Origin of the sequence: Treponema sp. J25 (assembly GCF_004343725.1) — a bacterium.
In the GTDB taxonomy this organism is placed as follows: Bacteria; Spirochaetota; Spirochaetia; order Treponematales; family Breznakiellaceae; genus J25.
In genome coordinates this window covers 1-18,852 of record NZ_PTQW01000005.1, presented here as the reverse complement: position 1 = coordinate 18,852, position 18,852 = coordinate 1, and the positions used below count along the sequence as shown (strand labels likewise).

The window sequence follows — 18,852 nt, the reverse complement described above, 5'->3', positions numbered from 1 at the left end:
GAACTTATGTGGCATCATTTGTATACCCAGTGTCTTGATCATTTAGATCGACGGGGGCTTTCACAGTCCCCCGGATGGAACGAATTTGCCGACCGTCTCGAACAGGAATTCCAGCGTTTTGCAGAGCTCCTGTGGCGCCTCTATGGACATCGACCAGACTTTGCCTTTCAACTCGAAACTATCATTGCCAACCTTTTTCAGGCATATCTGGAACGTCCCGAGTACCTTAAGGAACGAGATAGGAAGTACCCACCCGAATCGGGATGGTTTTTATCAAACCAGATGGTAGGGGCCGTGGCCTACGTGGATCGTTTTGCGGGAACCCTGCAAGGCATGGAGTCCCGGATTCCCTATTTAAAAGAGCTTGGCATTACCTATTTGCACCTCATGCCCTTCTTTAAATGCCCCGCAGAAGAAAATGACGGGGGGTATGCGGTTTCAAGCTATAGAGAAGTGGATCCCAAATTGGGGACCCTGGAGGACCTTAAGAATCTTGCTCAAAAGCTTTCAGATGAAGGGATAGCCCTGGTGGCAGATTTTGTGTTCAACCATACTTCGGACGAACATGAATGGGCCCAGCGGGCAAAGAAGGGCGACCGGGAGTATCAAGACTACTACTGGACTTTTTCTGATTACGGAGAAACCCAGCGGTACCAGCCTTACCTTCGAGATATTTTCCCCGAGGTACGCCGAGGATCCTTTACCTATTGCGAAGCAATGAAAAAATGGGTATGGACCACCTTTCATTCCTACCAGTGGGACCTGAATTACACCAATCCTGCGGTTTTTAATGCCATGGTACAGGAAATGCTTTTCCTTGCCAACGCAGGAATCGCTATTCTTCGACTGGATGCGGTAGCTTTTATCTGGAAAAAGGCCGGGACTTCCTGTGAAAACCTGGAAGAAGCCCACATCCTTATCCGGGCCTTTCAGTGTGCGGCCCGGCTGGTCTGCCCTTCCCTTCTTTTTAAATCGGAGGCTATTGTGCATCCCGATGATATCGAACAATACATAGACCTGCGGGAATGCCAGCTTTCCTACAATCCCTTATTAATGGCGGAACTTTGGGAAGCCGCGGCGACTAAGGAAGTGCGCCTTTTGGCCCACTCCTTGAGGAAACGACATCACTTGCCGGTGGGCTGCAGTTGGGTGAACTACGTGCGCTGCCATGATGACATCGGCTGGACCTTCGCAGATGAAGATGCGGCAGAACTCGGCATTAAAGGAAGGGATCACCGGAATTTTTTGAATGCCTTTTACATGGGCGAATTTCCCGGCAGTTTCAGTAGGGGGGTAAGCTTTCAGTATAATCCCATAACGGGGGACCGCCGTATCTGCGGGACCGCCGCATCCCTCGCCGGCATTGAACAGGCCCTTGAGGAAGGGAGCGGTGCAGACCTTGATCGGGCCATCCGCCGTCTCTTACTGCTCTATGGCATAGTTTTTTCTGCCGGAGGTATCCCCCTCATATATCTGGGCGATGAATGGGCAACCTTGAATCGCTATGAATATGTAGAGAACCCCCGGGAAAGCCGGGACAGCCGGTGGGTACATCGTCCCCTCTGGTCTCAACAGGCCTATGAAAGGCGTCATAACCTGGCCACTGTGGAAGGAAGGGTGTTTACCGCCTTGCAGAATATGGCTCGGATTCGCAAAGAACATAGGATTTTTTCAGTCCCATCTTTAACGGTGGCCGATTCGGGGCATCCCTCGGTATTGATTTTTCACAAACAGGACCGGGGGAACCTTCTTACGGTTATGGGGAATTTTTCAGAATTCCTCGTACAAATTCCGGCAGATAAGATACAGCAGATCCTGGCAGGGTGTAACGGGGTTGATCTTTTAACAGGGAATCTTGTTATGGCCCAGGAAGCTCTTGATCTCAGGGCCTGTGAACTATTATGGATACTTTCGACTAAGTCTTTGAATTGCTAAGATAGTTCTATGACCGAAAAAAAACACAAACAACGGGTTACCATCAAAGATATCGCTGAACGGGCGGGGGTATCCAAGGCGACCGTTTCCTTTGCCTTCAATAGTCCCTGGAAGATTACCGACGCAACCCGCCAGAGGGTGCTCCAGGTGGCGGAAGAACTCGAGTACGTCCCTGATCCGCTCGCCCGAACCCTTGCCACCAAACAGGTCGGTTCCATTGGGCTTTTATTACCCGACCCTATTCAGGAAGCCTTTAAAAACCCATACATTGTAGAACTCCTCGAAGGCATTGGCGCTGTCTGTCATGGAGAAGATCTCTCCCTCACGATTCTGCCCCCTGTTAAGGGCCTATTAACCCATACAGTCCGAACTGCCTTAGTCGATGCCATTATGACCATTGGAATTGGGCCCGATCACGAAGTGCTATCTATTATTCGTAAGCGAAATCTCCCTTTTGTGATCATTGACGGCGCAGGCCTTTCCGGTTCAGTCCAGGTAGGGATACATGATGAGGAAGCGGGCTACCAGTTACTTCGTCATATACTTGAACTTGGACATCGGCGAATCACCATCCTCAGCATTAAAAACCTTCACGAGGCCATAGTGGATGCACCTACGGCTCGTCGGTCCCGGATTCTGGATCTCCGGCTTCAGGGGGCATACCGGGCTCTTAGAGAATGGGGACTGGAGCCCGAGGATCCAGGTATTAGCTTGTGTTTGGTGGACGCCGACATGGATTCGGCTTCGGGGGTGACAGAAAAAATCCTTGAAGAACAGCCAGGCCCCACCGCCCTAGTATGTTTTGCGGATGTCCTTGCCCTGGGAGCCTATGGGGCGATAAAAAAGAAAGGTCTAAGGATACCGGAGGATATCACCGTGGTAGGTTTTGATGGAATTCGGTTTTCCCGTCTATTGGAACCACCCCTCACTACTATATATCAGAGTGGGTATGACAAGGGCTATGCGGCAGCTTCCCTCGCGGTCAAGCTTATCCGGGGCTTACCCGGTCAGGATATCGTGTTGCCCGCAACTCTGCGCCAGGGCGGTTCCAGCGCTCCCCCTCCTCCTGGCAACAGGAGTCCTGCAGGAATGGATAAACAGCGCCGATATGTATGATATATGAAGGTTACGTTTATCACGGCCAGAATACAGCCATCTCATATACTGGGCGCCCTTCTCATAGGCCTCTGTTTCCCATTGTTTCTGTTCCCGCAGGATCTAGAACTATCTGAGATTGCCGATGATGGTCTTCTGAGGAAGGCCCTGTACCAGGATTGGATTCTGGAAAGCCCCCGCCAGGTAGTATCTCGAAAACCCCAGATATACCGCCTTCTTTCGGGCAACCTTGTTCAGGTTCGTTCAAAACGGGAAGGGAATTTTCTGCTTATTTTTATTTCCCGACTTCGGGGAAACACCTATCCGGAATGGAGTCAAGGGTCATGGATTGTATACCGTTCATGGCCACAAGGGGAAATCCGGGCCTTTCGCTTTTATCCCCGCTCGGATCCTCGGGTGTACCTGGATTTTAGAGCCGCATCTCAGGGGTCAAACACGGTAGTAGATTTTGTGATATATGGGGCGTATCGATGGTATGAACGTCCTATGGGACTCCCGTGGAATTCTTTTTTTACGCTCCCCCTGCACACCATTCTAAACCAGCCAGGCACAGCGGACCTTTCTTCTTTTATTTCTATAGAACCCGCCCTTTATCAAGCCCAGCGAACATTCATAGAAGAGATACGAAGGGACCTTCCCTCCCTGCGCTACGCCGATGATGGGGCCCTTGATGAAGAGGGGCGCCCCGTATTTATACATACAGGACTCCCTCAGGGAGAAAACTGGGGGCTTAATTGTTCTGGTTTTGCAAAATGGGTGGTGGACAGATTCATATATGCCCGTCGGGGAAGAGGATTGGAAATAGAACCATTGAAAAAACCGCCCTATACTCGCGGTTCTTCCTTTACCGAACCCTATGAAACAATCCTCGATCCCTTTTTTGGCCTTGATTGGACCCGCAACCTGGCAATAGCGGCGCAGGAAGTGCTTCAGCAGAACCAACGGGTTACCCTCGAAACCGTGGAGGTCCAGAAGAATCCCCTGGCAAGTTTGGCCCATCCCCAGGGATTACCGGGAGAACACCGTCCTTATCCAGGGTATCTTAAAAACGTAGGATTCCCCATAGAAGGGCTTACGGCGCTTCTCTATACCCTGGCAGTAGAAGAACCCACCTATTCTTATCTGGGAACCATAAGCACGGTTCAGCCAGGGAAACCTCCCTTACGTCGATACTACCATGTGGTAGTACTTATTCCGTTTTTTACCCCCGAGGGAACCTTTTCGGTGGCCCTTTTTGAGAGTGCCGCAGAGACCTCGTATACCGATTTTTTAAACCGTTATCGGGGCCAGCAGATCAACCTTGTACGCATTCCTTTGGGGGGCTAAACAATAGAGAGGCAGACCTTATCCAGAAAATTTCCCAGGTCTTTAGATAACAAAGGTCTTGACGTTTACGTTTCATATATATTATTTTTTATATGTAACAATAATCGAATGGAGGAGTCTATGACCGTACAAGTATATTCTACCCAGAGTTGCCCCTACTGTGTAATGGTAAAAAACTATTTAAAACAAAAAGGAGTCCCCTTCACCGATTATGATGTGGGCCGGGACCCCCGCCGGGCAGAGGAAATGGTTCGCAAATCTGGCCAGATGGGTGTTCCGGTGGTGGACATTAATGGCAGGATAATCGTGGGCTTTAACAAGGCCGAAATTGACCGAGCCCTTGCCCGGTAGATGAACAATTATTTCCTGGTTACGGCGATTGAGGAGCGGCACATTAAGGGGGGAGCCTAGGAAAGGCTCTCCCCCCCCACACACAACTACCAAATAAAAAATAAAATCTTAAGGTAAAAAAGGATAAGCTGTTATGGATTTTTTCGAATAAGAAAACCGAAGGCTACTTTCCACCCCTCTACAAAGGGTTGATTATAATCGGTCCAGATACGATACAAGGGAAGCCAGCTTGTAAGAGAGAGGCCTAGTTGATAGGACCCAAGGGGCAAAAAAAACAAACTGCCTCCCAGTGAAAAAGAAAGCCAGCGACCGGAAGACCAGAAATAACTGCTCATACGGTTAATTTCTTCCTGCGCATCCGCTGCATCGGCACCTTCAAGACCGGAGGCAAGGAAAGAGGCTCTCACTTCCACCACGGGGCCTACAAAGAAGGAGAGTGTCCAGGGTCCAGGAAGGGCAAAGGGAGGCGAAGCAATGGGAATACGAAATTGAGGACCTATTCCCACCAGGGCTCCCACCACCAGGGCAGATCGATTTTCAATAGCCACCGGGATAGGACGCTGGAGACTATCCGAATAACCGTAATAGGTGCCATAGATATCACAGGATACAACGCCCTCAACCCAGGGGGTAAGAGGGGTGCTTATCCGTACTCCCGGCATAGGACAAAGGGGCATGGGGTCCGATGCAAGGCCATTGTCTTCTAGAATGGCTAAAAGAGCGCCACTCACGGTCCATTCCAGAGGAATAGACCAGAGGAAGCCCTGCCCTTTCATCACGAAAAACCCCAGTATGAGGAACAACAGTGTTTTTTCTTTATCGTTTTTTCGTCTCATCATTCATTCATTATACCACAAAAGAAGTATTCCTGCTGCCCCAACAAGATAGGCATCCTGCTCTTCCCAACTAGCAAGAATCCAGTTTTTCAAGAGCCCTACGCCGGTATATACAAAAGACGAAGGGAGAGGCGGCAGGGTAATTTCTTTTACCACAAAAGAAGAGGCGAGATTTTTTTCTTTCCCCATCAACCCCATGGCTCCCCTTCCCTGGCTATCAATGATGATAGCCCTATTAGCACCTTCGTATCCCCAATAATAGGTGTCGGCTTCGTCAAGGGAAGTTTCAGAGACAGCAAGATAATAAGACCCGCTACTCCGCGGGGTCTCTCGAAAAAGCCTCAGGATTCCCTTAGGACGGTATGGTAAGGCCTGTACCACCTGTCGCAAGAGGGGGGAAAGCTGATCGGAATTGTGGGGTCTGGTTTTTTCATAATAGACGCCCACAGAAACAGGATGGGCCCGCCCCTTTCCTGGTTGTTCAAGAGAAAAATACAACCGCCCGATGGGACTGGCCTGGGGATTTTTCTCTGTATCTCCTTTGTTCTGAGAGGAAGCCGTTGTTCCTCGAGAAAGAGTCCCGGCAGTATTGCTTGCGTTAGGAGCAAGGGCCCGGACATACCAGCGGCCATCGTTCCCCGGGCTAACCGATTCTATTTCACAAGAAGAGGGGAACTCCTGCATGTTGGGCACCAGCCCTTCCAGGGATAATGGTTGAAATTCAGAGCCTACTTCATCGTAATACCAGAGGGTGCTTGGGAGTGGTGAGGAAGAAAGCTCCTGAAAAAAAATATCCCGATACACCGAAAAGGCCATATGACCATAAAGGGGAAACAGGGGCCCTATGGTAAAAGGACCTGTTTTAGACTCAAAAGAAAGCGGTAACGGAAAAATCCAGAGTCGATCTCCCTGAACTTCCTGTTGAAAGAGGATGATCCCCCAGGTATTAAGGGGGCAGAAAAGCACCTCCTGGGCATCTTTCTTGTGGCTCAAGGCGGCTCCTTCCTCTGGTAACCCTTCCGCTGCGCTCCCCGCCGAAGGGGTTCCTTCAAAGAGAGCTCCCCCTATTTCGGTTATCCGCACGGCACTGGGCCATGGCACAAGGGGCGGAGCCTCTGACCCTTCTGGAGAAGAAACAAGGGAAAGCACCCGGGCTGGGGTATCTTTCATCGAAGAAAAGGTAAACCAGTAGGGCCGCTCATGGGGGGAAACAATAAGGGCGGGTCCTTTTTTTGGATTGTTTGGAAGGACTCCAGAACTACCTGACTCAGAGGGCATTTCCTTCTTACAGGAAACACATACCGCCAGGACCGCTACGAGCCCCAGAAATAAAGCAGAGTTTTTACTGTGCCGGTTTTTGAATTTCATGTTTTCCACTCCCCCTACTACCCAACACATCTCCCCGGTCAATAAACCCCAAAGCCCTACCTTGGGGACTAAAGCCTTGAATATCTTTCCTTAAAATACCGGAAGAGAACAATACACCAATCCTTGTTGGGAATAGTTTAGTATACCATAGGGAGACAAAAGCCTGTCTACCCAGGGGTAACAGGAAATTTCAGAGGAAGCGCCGGGAACTAAAAAAAGGGACAAGCCAAAAGGAGAATCAGAAACCCACCGGGCTGGCGGAACATCGGGTGGAAGAGAAAGGGCCCTTCTTTCTGAGGGAGCTTCCTTGAGATAGCGGGAGGTAAAACCAGAGCGGACTGTTTTTTGAGCCACCGCTTCCCAATCCACATTCCAGGGGTCTCCAATCACTCCCCCGGAAAGATACTCAGATAAAAGCTCGCAAAAGCGGGGCCAATTGAAGCATTCCGGTCGATACGATACTCCCATACCATAACGAAGGAGGGCCTCATACAACGTGGCCGCTACCCCACCAGGCCAGCTTAGTACGATGCGACCGCTAGAAAGCTCTAGCTCTAGAGGGAAAATGGCCCCCGCCGGATGCACCATCCCGGCAGGTATAGAGCGATCTGGCCAATAGGGATAGGCCCAGAGGGGCGTTCCCCAGGAAAAATCCCAGGGGATGGTTGCGGTGGCGGTTCCCACCGGGAAGCTAAGGCTTTCCCGTTTCCCTTCGCGGTTCATCCACTGGACACACCAGGCAGCGTTTCCCAGGGTTTCCTGCCATGCCGCGGGAAGCAGAGGAAAGGCTATCTCCAGGGTTTTCTCCTGATTCGATACAAGGGGACAGGCTGCAAATATAAGCCAGAGCGAGGCTATCAACCCATACCACCCACAATATCTAATTTTTATCATCATACCTACATAAGAACTGTTTTGCGCTTTTTGCTTGGGAACGCCCTCCTTGCAACGATTTTTGCTTGGAAGTACCTCTTTCTTAAAGCACTTGTTGCGTTGGGGCTCCTTTCTTCCCTGGTTGCTTTAATCGTTAAAATAGGCCATACTTTTTTATATGAGTGATGCCCTTGCCTTCCAGGAAAAACTCACCGATGCCCTGGATCGTCGAAAAGAATGGCTTGATCGTCAGGAAATGCCCAAACTGAAAGAAGAGTTCAAGATCCTCCACACCGCGTTTCAGGGGCTATACCAGGTGCTCCTTAAAAAAGGGCTTATCCATGAAGACCCCTACAAACATGATGCAAAGATAGGGGAACTGGAAATTCCCCCCGAAGGGCCCTTTACCGAAAGTGAGCGGATGGAGGAGATGAGCATTCGCCTTTCTGCCTATGACAGCCAATTGGATTTTCTTGTCAATTTTTATCAGTACAGCGTTGAATTTCTCACCCTGGAACGAATTAAACGGATTTTACAACTCGTAAAATACTTTAACTGGTCCCAGTTTTCCGTTAATTCACCCTATATCAATACAAGGGCCCTGGCAGAAATCATCGCCCTGGTACGGGGTGGTAACGATCAACTTTCTATTGGTCTTGTGGCCGATGCGCTCCAGGTCCTGGATCGTTCTTCCCGGGAAATTTTCCGTATCCTTAAAGAAATTACGGACTACCATCGAGAATCGTACAAACTGGATATTCGCATCCGTCTTCTGGATCAAATGTCCCTTGACGCAAGCACCGTGTTCACCCAGAAAGAGGAAACCCTCCACACCATAAAGCGAAAATTTGCAGAAACTATTACGGATCGTCCCTTTTATCCCGAACTGGTGGAAGAGATCCTCCGGGAAAATTATGCCGCCGAGGGACCTCGTCTAAAAGAAGAAATTCTTAAAGGGCTTGCGGTGCCTGAAGAAAAACCTAAACCGACTAAGACCACCGTTTCGAATAAGAATTTGTTAATAGAGGCCTTTAAGATTCTGGGGACCCTTTCCTTTACCTTTACCGACGTGATAGTAAAAATCCAAGAAAACAGTAGTATCCTCGAAAGTGAAAAGAAGGGGTTCTGGTATAAACTTAAAAAATTGATCCAACAGATGCTGAACAAGGACGCGGAGCCCCTTTATTACGAAGTGGAGTATCTTGACCCCGTGTTGGGAACTAAACGGACAGAACAACTTAACTTTACTCAATTTTGTGTTGAGCTTGAACGGAAGAGCCGCTATCTTACGGGACTTTCCACCCGGGGTTCTTCGGTGCTAAAAAAAATTGAAGAAGCCACCGAAGAATCCCTCTTAAATACTCTCACGAAACTCATTGAAGAACTTCAGAGTTCCCATCGTACTCTGAACGCGCTGGATGAGTTTTTCAAACGTTCGGTCCACAAAGAAAACCGGGATCGAATTCGGGGAATAAAGCCGGAGCTTTCGGCATTAAAAAACAGCATCGTAAAGGCAAACCAGAAGCGCCATGAATACATCGCTCAAAAAGAAGAGATGGAACAGCTTAAGAAACTTGGAATAAAGGATGAATAGCATGAAAAAAATAGAACGACGGCATGGTATAAGGGCCACAGGGGCCATCCTCATCATCGGTATCATCATAGGGTGTTCGGGAATTCCGGAAACAAAAACTGACACCATCGATCGTTCTTCTGACACAATTACAGAAAAAAACAAAGAAACGGCCCCCGCAGAAAGTCTTCCTGGGCCAGAGATGACAGAACCAGAAAAAACGGAACCCTACGCAGAAAGTCGTCCTACACCGACAGATCTTTCAGAACTTACGGTGGTGATGAACAACAATTCTCTGGAACTTGATCCCCGCCGATCCTATACTGCGCAAGAGGCCCAGATCTTCACGGCCCTGTATGAAGGGCTGTTCTCGTATCACCCCCTCACCATGGAACCCGTACCAGCCCTTGCCGCTCGCTGGGAAGTCTCAGAGGATAAGAAAACCTGGACCTTTACTATCCGCGAAGGAGCCAAATACTGGAACGGTGACCCTGTCCGTTCCGGGGACTTCCGAGATGCCTGGCTTTCCTTGATAGAACCCCAACGGAATTCGCCCTATGCATCCCTCTTTGATTGTATAGCGGGCGCCCGTCAGTACCGGCTGGGAACCATTTCCGACCGGACCCAGGTAGGTATTCAAACACCGGACGATCGGACCCTTGTTCTAAAATTGGAACACCCCGCATCCTATCTTCCCAGCATGCTCTGTCATCATGCCTTTAGTCCCATCCATCCCCGGATGATCCAGGAAAAGGATTGGTCAAAGCGGGTTCCTATTTCAAATGGACCTTTTTACATCGTAAGCCAGGAAAATTCCGTGCTTACCCTTGCCAAAAACGAACTCTACTGGGATGCAAGGCGGGTGGCCCTGAAAAAACTAACCATCCGATTTACCGACGATGCGCAAGAGGCGGCCCAGTTCTGGAATACCGGTAGGGCCCGCTGGATTGCAGGAGACGTGGATTTAGAAAAACTCCAGGATCGCAGTGGAATTGTCGTAAACGCCCTGTTTGCTACTAATTACTATTTTATAAAATCAAAGGAAGCCCCCTGGAACGATTACCGGGTGCGCCAGGCCCTGGCTCTTACCATTCCCTGGGCAGAGGTACGGAAACCCTACTACCTTCCGGCGGAAACCCTTATTTTCCCCATCCCCGGCTATCCGAAGGTGACGGCCCTTTCCGAGACTAACCCGGAAAAGGCCCGGGCTCTGCTTACCGAAGCAGGGTTTGGCAAAGAAAAGCCCCTTCCTCCTATTACCATTCTCATTACGGCCTTTCAAGAAAGCCGTCGAATTGCCACCTTAATGAAAGAAGCCTGGGAAAAAGAACTTACGGCCCAGGTAAGAATCCGGGAAATTCCTTCCCAGCGATACTACGATGCTCTAAAAGAAGAATCCTATGTGATAGGAGCCACTACCTGGATTGGGGATTTTGCGGATCCCTATACCTTTTTACACCTGTGGCAACGGGAATCCAATCTGAACGACGCATCCCTTTCCGATGGAGATTTTGAGGACCTGATGAATAAATCCCTCATCCTGGAAGGGGAGGAGCGCTGGAAGGTGCTTGCCCAGGCAGAGGAACTCCTTTTGCAGCGGGCGGTGGTACTGCCTATTTCCCATCCGCCGGCCCTCAATGTCATCGACATGAACGAGATTGAAGGCTGGTATCCCAATCCTCTTGATATTCATCCTTTTAAGTACCTTCGGTATTCTGCCACCAAAGCTTTACCAGGAGTTGCGAAAGGGAATATCCCTCTGGAAAGGGAACCCCGAGGGAAAAATCGGAAGGTATTGTAAAAAACAGAACTATCATCTCAATGATAATAAGGAGAGACAGCGAGAAACGGAAGGGCCTAAAGGGAATTCTATGAATTTCCTCCTTTTCTAATCACTAAATCTACCCTCGGAGAAGGACTGCCCCAGCGGTCCTTTCGGCCAAGGTCTATTCCCTAAGGAAGCCTTTTCTGATATACTGTAACCAATGAGTGAGCAGGCAGTAACCTTTTCGGTAGAACAAAAGGTTGTGTACCCCAGCCAGGGGGTTGGCAAGATCGTGGCTATCCAGGAAAAGTTGTTCAAGGGGGAAAAGGTTCCCTACTATGTGATTTACCTGGAAGTCTCGGATATGACGGTGATGGTGCCCGTGGCAAAGGCGGAGGATCTGGGGATTCGTCCTATTGTCCCCCAGGAAGAGGCCCTTCGGGCTCTTGAACTTATCAGTCAGGAATTTGATCCTATCCCGTCGGATTGGAAGCTGCGGTACCAGATGAACCTGGACCTTCTTAAAAAGGGCAGCGTCATCGATATTGCAACCATTGTTCGTTCCCTCTATCATCGAAGCAAGGTAAAAGAACTCCCCATCCTTGAACGCAAGCTCTACGAATCGGCTCGAAAACTCCTGGAAGATGAGATCAGTTTTTCCCTGGGGAAAAGCCGAGAAGAGGTAGAAAGCCTTATCCACGAACGGCTTGAATCGTAGGCTCCATGGTGACCAGCCCAGTCCAATCGGTGGCGGTGGTGGTAACCGCCGCGGGAGCCTCTCGTCGCATGGGGGGGATAAAAAAGGAATATCGGGTCCTCAGTCCCGACGTGGTAGATGAGAAGGGGGAGCCCCTTACCGTATTGGGAGCGGCGGTGGTGGTTTTTGCTGCGCTCCCCCAGGTACGAACCATCGTCATTACGGTTCCTCCCCGAGCCGAAGATGGAGAGGCGGCGGCGCGGAAAGCCCTTCCCGCTCGATTATTTTCACAAACCCAGGGACCAGAAATAGTTTTTGTTCCCGGCGGTTCGAATCGGCGACAATCGGTACACCATGCCCTTTCCTTACTAGAAACTTATAGCCCATCTCATGTGCTCATCCATGATGGGGCCCGTCCCTGGGTTCCGGAAGAACTGGTCCGTTCGGTTCTTACCGCCCTGGAAACCCATCCAGCGGTTATTCCGGTGATGCCCCTGGTGGAAACCCCCAAAATAATTGATGAGGAAGGACACATTCTCCAGCACCTGCGACGGGCTGCGGTGGTTACCGCCCAGACGCCCCAGGGGTTTGCGTTCCCCGAAATTCTTCGGGCCCACGAACAGGCCGCAGAGGAAGAACTACACCACCATCGGGAATTTACCGATGACGCGGAAGTCTGGGGCGCCTTTGTGGGACCCGTTGCTACCGTCCCGGGGTCTGCCCTTAACCGTAAGATCACCTTTCCGGAGGACCTGCCATGATACGGATCGGACTAGGCAAGGATGTACACCGGCTTGTGCCGGGTCGCCCCTTTCTGGTAGGGGGCATAGCAATTCCCAGCGACCGGGGTGAATTAGGCCACTCCGACGGGGATGTCCTTGCCCATGCGCTTACCGACGCCCTGTTAGGGGCAGCAGGTCTCGGGGATATTGGAGAATTGTTTCCCCCCACTCAGGAACGCTGGAAAGATGCTAATTCAATGGAACTCCTAAAGACGGCCTGGGGAAAAGTACAAAAAGAGGGCTGGCGAATTCTCAATATCGATGGGGTAGTAACCTGCGAAAAACCCAAAATTCTTCCCTACCGGGATTCCATCCGCTCTTCTCTTGCCACGGTTTTGGGTATTCCTGTAAACTCGGTTTTTATAAAAGGCAAGACCAACGAAAAACTCGATGCTATCGGAGCAGGCGATGCGGTAGAGGCCCTGGTAGTCTGTCTTTTAGAAAAATAGAGTCCCCCGTAAGCTTTCCTCCGCAGGGCCAGGGGTTGAGTTGTAGCAGTGGATACAGAGATGGATCAACTAAGAAAGGACGAACAACCTTTTGCCCCCCTACCGTGGGACGAGACATTCAGGGCCCTGCGAATGTGGAAAGAACAGCAGGAAACCTCCGGTCCTACCGATCCTTCCGTAACAGCCCTTCGAAAACAAGAGAAAGCCGATCCCTGGGCGGTGCTGGTGGCTACGCTCATCAGTCTTCGCACCCGAGATGAGGTAACCATCACGGTGGCTCGACGATTTCTTGAGGTTTTCCCTTCACCGCACGCTCTGGTTACCGCCGCAGGGAACCCAAAAAAGAGAGAAGGACCAGATCCACAGAAAAGCGCAGAAGCGCCCCCACCCCCTCTGGCCGATACAACAACCATCGAAAAAGTGGCAAAACTGCTCTATCCGGCGGGTTTCTACCGCACCAAGGCCCGGACACTCATACGTATTGCCCAGATTCTGGTACATCACCATGGGGGCCTCGTACCTGCTAGTCTGGAGGAACTCCTTGCTTTACCAGGGGTCGGTCGCAAAACCGCGAATTTGGTGCTCATCGAAGCCTTTGAGCAAGATGCTATCTGTGTGGATACCCATGTGCATCGAATCTGCAATCGCCTCGGGGTCCTTTCTTCTCGAACCCCCGACGAAACGGAGAAAATACTCCGCCACATCCTTCCCCGGACGTATTGGAAAGAGATCAACCGACTCCTTGTCCTTTTTGGCCAGCGGGTCTGCACCCCCCAGAGCCCCCGCTGTAGTAGCTGCCCCCTTAGCCCCTGGTGTAAGCGTCACGGGGTAAGGCGTTCCCGATAAAGAGGAGACGCCGGCCCTCTTCTTTGCTACCGATTTCCTTCCAGTTCCAGGATCAGTTCTACCTCGCCCTTGGAAAGTTTTACCGACCGGGCAATTTCTTCCACCGTCCACCCCTGTTGGGCAAGGCGCACCACCGACTCTCGGACACTGATCGCGGGGGCCCCCGTATCTTTAGGGGCCCCACTTCCCCGTTTACTTTCTCCCTTTAACAGGGTCCCCATGAGTTTTACCTGATCCTGGGCCTGCTTGGTAAGTTCATTCAGCCTCGTCTCAGTTCGGGCAAGCCATTCCCGGGCGGTCTGCAGTTTTTCGATCCTGGCTTCCAGTTCTTCCAGGGTGCTATCCAGGTGCTCCATCTTGTCCACCACCGTAAGCACGAGATCCTTCTGGGAAAGCACCTGATCAATGCTCTGCCGGGCCTTCGACAGCTCTGTGGCAAGACGTTCTGTTTCGCCCCCGATAGCCTTGGCCCGCTCTTCCAGGTTCTTAAGGGATTCAAAGGTCTGATCGACCCCACTGGTGGTAAGATCCAGGATCTGTTTTTTCTTCTCCAGGCGCTGGTACTTTTCTTCCGTGTCTTTGATCGCATCTTCAAAGCGCCGAAGCTGGGCCTGTAAAGTCTGAAGGGTGTCATCAGAAGCGGTGACCTGGGCAAGTTTTTCGTCCACCGCCTGGGCAGTCTGGATCAGCCGTTTAAAGTCACTCTCCATAAGTTCGATCCGATGCCGCTCCGACAGGAACCGGGTCATTTTGGCATTCACTTCATCTTCGAGACGTTTAATCTTGACAAACTGGGCTTCCAGTTCCGCGGCCTCTGCTTTCCGCTGGTCCAGCTTATCCAATTCAACCCGGAAGTCCTCAAGCTGCTGTTCCAGGCTTTGCTTCAGTTCCTCCGCCTTTCCAAAGAGCTTGGTCTGCTCCACAAAATCCTTGAACTGCCGGTCCATTTCTTTAAGGAGCGCTCCCAGACCCTTAACCTGCTCTTCGGTCCGCCCTAAAAGCTCTTTCTGATACCGTTCCGCCTCTTCCTGGGCCTCTTGAATGGTAGAACGGACCGACGTAAGCCGCTCGTCGCTTTCTGCAAGGAGTTCCCGGGAACGCTTGCGGGCCTCTTCAACCATGGCCTCCAGGTCCCGCAATTGCTTATTAAAGCGCAGTTGCCATTCGGACAACTGGGTGCCTTCTTTTTCAATCTCGCTGGTAAGGGCCGCAAGGCGCTCCTGGACATCCTTTTCGAGATTCTTCAGGTTCTGCTCTATGTCGCGCTGAGTGGTCTTAAGAAGCTCCGTCATGGCAAGGTTGTGCCGCCCAATTTCGGCCTTGGTGGTCGCCGCTGCCGCCTCCCGGGCCTCCGCAAGGTCCCGGGCCATCTGTTCCTTAAAGGCAAGCAGGGACTGATCAGCCTGAGCCATCTGTTCCCGGATTCCTTCTTCAAAGGCTGCGGCCTGTTGTTTAAGGCGTTCCAACTCTTCCTGGAGCCGATTCGATTGTTCTGCAAGACGATTCTTGTAGTACTCGGTATACTGGTTCTCCAATTCTTGCCGCTCTTTTCGCCCTTCTTCTCCCATGGCCAATAGGTCGGCCGCAATTTTTTCTTCCCATTCGGCAAGGCGACTATCGATGGCCCGACTGCGGTTGGCCAGGTCCGCAAAGAAATCGTCCTCAAAGACCTGCAATTTTTCAGACACATTTTCGTAGGCCTTACTCTTAAGGGTGGCCAGTTCCTGTTCAAGTTCTGCTACCTGGCCTTTGAATTGGGTTACCGCCGCATCAAACTGCGCAAGGGTTTCTTGCCGGCGGGCCTCTGATTTTTGCTCAAACTGAGCAAAATCTTGCAATACCCGACCTTCCGTCTGGGCCATAAATTTCCGCAGTTCCCCTTCCAGGCGTTCTACCTCGGCACTGCTTGCCTGGAGTTTTTCAAACTGGGCAAGGAAAATTTCCTGGTATTCCCGCAGCCGTTGGTCCATATCCTGTAGATTTTGATGGGCAAGGGCCTCCGCTTTTTGCTGGAGTTCTGCCAAGAGCTGTTCCACCTGTCGGGTATTCTCCTGAACGGCTCCCTCCGTTTTTTTACGAAGCCCCTCCAGGAGACCCTCCACCTGTTCAAGGTTCTGCTGAATCGTTTGCTGGGTCTTTTGCTGGAACTCGGCAAGCAGGCTTTCTACCATCGTCCGATTTTCCTGGGTTGAACCATGTACGGCCTTACGCAACTCGCTGACAAGCTGGTTTGTCTCATCCAGAGCATGGCGATGGGTCTGGGCAAGCTCTTCCCGGAGGCCCGCCAATTGTTGGGCCGTTTCCCGTTTAATCTGTTCGGTTCCCTGTTTTATTTCAGCGTGAATAGCACGAACTTCTGTGAGCCCCTTGGCCAATTCCTCTTTCCACTCTTCTTTCTGTTGCTTTGCCAGGGCCGAAAGCTGTTGCATGTTTTGCTTCCAGCTTTCCTGTTGCTGCCGGGCAATCTCGGAAAGATCCTGCATTTCTTTTTTCCAGGCATCCCGGGCAGTCCGTTGTTTTGCTTCCAGGTCGGCCGCATCCTCTTTCCATTCGTCCTTAAAGGTCCGGATCATCCCCTGGACCTCAGCCAGTCGGGTCTTGGTGGCTTCCTGGTACTGGAGCAGTTTTTCTTCCACCGCGGCCTGGAATTTCCGTACCCGTTCCAGGGCCTGTTCTTTAAGTTTCGCAAAGGCCTGCTCTTCCAGGGTATCGGCGGCCCGTTCTGCCTGTTCCAGGGCCTGTCTAAGCATAGATTCGATACGCTGCTGATCCCGTTCCAGCGTTTCGGCCCGTTTTTTTTCTATGGAAAGGATCGCTTCCCGATGGTCTTCCACCTTTTGTTCCAGCGTCTCCGCGGTGGTCTGCACATCCGCCAGGGTTGTCCTGATACTGGCCACCATGGTTTCTTCCACCCGTTCCAGGGCGGCCATGTTTTCCCGCTCAAACTGTTGCACCAGATCCTGTAACTCCTTTTGAATCTGATCCAGTTGATGCTTGGCATCACCAATACGCTTATACACCGATTCAGTGAAGGAGGCTTCTTCTTTGATGCGGTTCAGATTCTCTTGAACCCGGGCAGTCATCTTGATAAGTTCATCCAGGGATGCGTCATAACCGGCGATCCGTTCATCAATCCGGGCCACCGCCTCGGCCTTCGCCGCGAGTTCCTCTTCGGTGATCACGAGGCGCTTCAGCAGTTCCTTCGCAGCCCGCTGCTGCACATCCAGTTCTACCGCGTAATCCTTTACCGCCGCTTCCCGCTGAGCCACAAAAGCGGCCAGTTCTTCCTTAAGCCGTTCCCCGTACTTCCGTACCTTATCAAGGGAGCGGTTGTTTCGGTCCAGCTGCCGGAAGAGGACCATAAGTATGAGAACGATTCCCAGGGTTAATAGGTTTCCTACGGTGAATAACATTTGTCTACTACCTTAGCACATAACTACGCAATTGACGATAGTCCCTAAAGATAAACTGGGCTCCACAGGAACGGGAAAAGCCCCACCACCTTCGATCAATGAGGGCCGAAGAGAACCCTGCCCTTTGCGCCCCCCGTACATCATAGGCCACACTGTTCCCCACATACAAGATCTGCTGCGGAGAACAGCCTAATCGTTCCGCCAGAATCTGAAAAGGAAAAGGGTCGGGTTTCAAGGCTCCTACCTCCTCGGAACAGAGAATCACATCAAAATAATCATACAGGCCTAAATACTGCAGTTTTTGTACCGGAGGAAAATCGGATAACAACCCCAATTTCAAGCCCCCTTTTTTAAACGCCACCAGGGTTTCCCGCACATACGGAAAGGGCCGAATGTGCTTAAAAAGGGGTTCCCATCCCCGATAAATCAGACGTTCCGTTCTCTCGTATACCTTCTGGGGCTCCTCTTCCAAATAAGAAGCCATCAGCTGGGCCTGGGTCTCGTAAAACCGATCCACCTTCCCTCGTTGCCGCAGCGCTTCCCGGGCTTTCCCCATGGCTTGCAAAAGCCGAAAATGCCGGGTAATAAAAGGGATGAGACGAACATACAGTGCCCCATTGGGATACAGGGTACCATCAAGATCAAAAGCCACCGCTTGTAAAGATGTATGATGCTCCACTGTATCTTTATACTATGGAAAGGCTTGTCCTGTCCATCAGAAAAGTATTTTTTATGAAGAAGAGAAGCAGGACCAAAGCTTTACCCTAACAAAAAAGGGGCTTCGTACACTTTTAGATCGGGCCCTGGCTCCCCTTGACTCTTTTTAGTAATTTTCTTATATTTTGTTCAGCATACGACGCAGGGTAGAGCAGTTGGCAGCTCGTCGGGCTCATAACCCGGAGGTCGCAGGTTCGAGTCCTGCCCCTGCTAAACACACAAAAAGCTCCCGAAAGGGGGCTTTTTTACTTTTAAGACCAGGAATCCGCACCTGGCCCGCTCGCTCTTTCCTGCAAAAAATAGAAACAACCAGACCTGAAAAGGGGGAGCACCGCACCGCCCCCCCTTCGGCTTAGCCCGCACCAGACTGCCACATCAGCCGCCGCGGCTCCCCCCTCGCGCCTGCTTCCTTCGCCGCTTCCACAGCCCCTCCCCGGCCGGGCTTCCAGCCCGGCCCACTACCCCAGAGCCCCCGGCTCAGGCGATCAGGCGCTCCCCCCACTCCGGGCTCACCCCCGGCGGGGCCCTTCTCAGGGCCCCTTTAGCCAATCTTACCCGGTTCTGGCGCCCTCTAAGCCCCGCCGGGAGTTTTTTGCGGGTGGGGGCTGCTCCCACCAGGCCACAGCGGGCGTCTTTTGGCCCCTTTCCGGGTTACCCCGCAATAGCGCCAGGTTTTTAGGCCCCTCTCCATACCACCCCACTGCACCCAAATTCCCCTTCCAGCCTTGCCTTCCCACCATCCCTGTGCTATGGTTTTCCTATGCCAGACCACCACGACCGCGGCTACAAGGCCCTCTTCTCTAAC

The 18,852-nt window shown here is 51.5% G+C and carries 15 protein-coding genes and 1 tRNA gene; 11 read left to right on the top strand and 5 right to left on the bottom strand.

Annotated features, from left to right (window positions below; genetic code table 11):
- Positions 1-6: 6 nt before the first annotated feature.
- From C5O22_RS01095 to C5O22_RS01080, 4 genes are all read left to right on the top strand, one after another.
- Positions 7-1,935 carry an alpha-amylase family protein gene (locus C5O22_RS01095; protein WP_243692837.1) on the top strand — a complete coding sequence of 643 codons (1,929 nt, stop codon included), beginning with the start codon at positions 7-9 and terminating at the stop codon, positions 1,933-1,935.
- 9 nt (positions 1,936-1,944) lie between these two features.
- Complete coding sequence (locus tag C5O22_RS01090; protein ID WP_132779322.1) at positions 1,945-3,051, top strand: LacI family DNA-binding transcriptional regulator; 1,107 nt, start codon at positions 1,945-1,947, stop codon at positions 3,049-3,051.
- A 3-nt stretch (positions 3,052-3,054) separates the two neighbouring features.
- A complete protein-coding gene (locus C5O22_RS01085) occupies positions 3,055-4,377 on the top strand; it encodes a hypothetical protein (protein WP_132779320.1) in 1,323 nt (440 codons plus the stop codon).
- A 120-nt stretch (positions 4,378-4,497) separates the two neighbouring features.
- The gene (locus C5O22_RS01080; protein ID WP_132779318.1) at positions 4,498-4,728 is read left to right on the top strand and encodes a glutaredoxin family protein; all 231 of its coding nucleotides are present in this window, start codon (positions 4,498-4,500) and stop codon (positions 4,726-4,728) included.
- 131 nt (positions 4,729-4,859) lie between these two features.
- Here C5O22_RS01080 and C5O22_RS01075 read toward each other — a convergent pair whose 3' ends face one another.
- The 3 genes from C5O22_RS01075 to C5O22_RS01065 all read right to left on the bottom strand — a co-directional run bounded on the left by C5O22_RS01075 (position 4,860) and on the right by C5O22_RS01065 (position 7,829).
- Positions 4,860-5,567: a hypothetical protein gene (locus C5O22_RS01075; RefSeq protein ID WP_132779315.1), complete on the bottom strand. Its 708-nt coding sequence runs from the start codon at positions 5,565-5,567 to the stop codon at positions 4,860-4,862.
- Entirely contained in the window at positions 5,568-6,932 is a 1,365-nt protein-coding gene (locus tag C5O22_RS01070; protein WP_132779313.1) for a DUF8086 family protein, read from the bottom strand. It lies immediately after the preceding gene.
- 90 nt (positions 6,933-7,022) lie between these two features.
- Entirely contained in the window at positions 7,023-7,829 is an 807-nt protein-coding gene (locus C5O22_RS01065; protein ID WP_132779311.1) for a hypothetical protein, read from the bottom strand.
- 154 nt (positions 7,830-7,983) lie between these two features.
- On the opposite strand from C5O22_RS01065, the gene C5O22_RS01060 reads away from it, so the two are divergent.
- The 6 genes from C5O22_RS01060 to C5O22_RS01035 all read left to right on the top strand — a co-directional run bounded on the left by C5O22_RS01060 (position 7,984) and on the right by C5O22_RS01035 (position 13,917).
- Positions 7,984-9,399, top strand: a complete 1,416-nt coding sequence (locus tag C5O22_RS01060; protein ID WP_132779309.1) for a TP0584 family protein — start codon at positions 7,984-7,986, stop codon at positions 9,397-9,399.
- A gap of 1 nt (position 9,400) precedes the next feature.
- A complete protein-coding gene (locus C5O22_RS01055; RefSeq protein ID WP_243692836.1) occupies positions 9,401-11,179 on the top strand; it encodes a peptide ABC transporter substrate-binding protein in 1,779 nt (592 codons plus the stop codon).
- Between the two features lie 184 nt (positions 11,180-11,363).
- Positions 11,364-11,861, top strand: a complete 498-nt coding sequence (locus C5O22_RS01050) for a CarD family transcriptional regulator (protein WP_132779307.1) — start codon at positions 11,364-11,366, stop codon at positions 11,859-11,861.
- Between the two features lie 5 nt (positions 11,862-11,866).
- Positions 11,867-12,601: an IspD/TarI family cytidylyltransferase gene (locus C5O22_RS01045; protein WP_132779305.1), complete on the top strand. Its 735-nt coding sequence runs from the start codon at positions 11,867-11,869 to the stop codon at positions 12,599-12,601.
- Complete coding sequence (gene ispF, locus C5O22_RS01040; protein WP_132779303.1) at positions 12,598-13,071, top strand: 2-C-methyl-D-erythritol 2,4-cyclodiphosphate synthase; 474 nt, start codon at positions 12,598-12,600, stop codon at positions 13,069-13,071. The genes C5O22_RS01045 and ispF overlap by 4 nt, the downstream gene beginning before the upstream one ends.
- 60 nt (positions 13,072-13,131) lie before the next feature.
- Positions 13,132-13,917: an endonuclease III domain-containing protein gene (locus C5O22_RS01035; RefSeq protein WP_243692835.1), complete on the top strand. Its 786-nt coding sequence runs from the start codon at positions 13,132-13,134 to the stop codon at positions 13,915-13,917.
- Positions 13,918-13,943: 26 nt separating this feature from the next.
- Here the strand turns inward: C5O22_RS01035 and C5O22_RS01030 are convergent, their stop codons facing one another.
- Both C5O22_RS01030 and C5O22_RS01025 read right to left on the bottom strand, forming a co-directional pair.
- On the bottom strand, positions 13,944-17,330 hold the full coding sequence (locus C5O22_RS01030) for a SpiroCoCo family coiled-coil protein (RefSeq protein ID WP_132779301.1): 3,387 nt from the start codon (positions 17,328-17,330) through the stop codon (positions 13,944-13,946).
- 7 nt (positions 17,331-17,337) lie between these two features.
- Positions 17,338-18,009, bottom strand: coding sequence for an HAD family hydrolase (locus tag C5O22_RS01025; protein WP_132779299.1), 672 nt, complete (start codon positions 18,007-18,009; stop codon positions 17,338-17,340).
- A gap of 178 nt (positions 18,010-18,187) precedes the next feature.
- Here C5O22_RS01025 and C5O22_RS01020 point away from each other — a divergent pair.
- A tRNA-Met gene (locus tag C5O22_RS01020) sits at positions 18,188-18,260 on the top strand.
- Positions 18,261-18,852 lie beyond the last annotated feature (592 nt).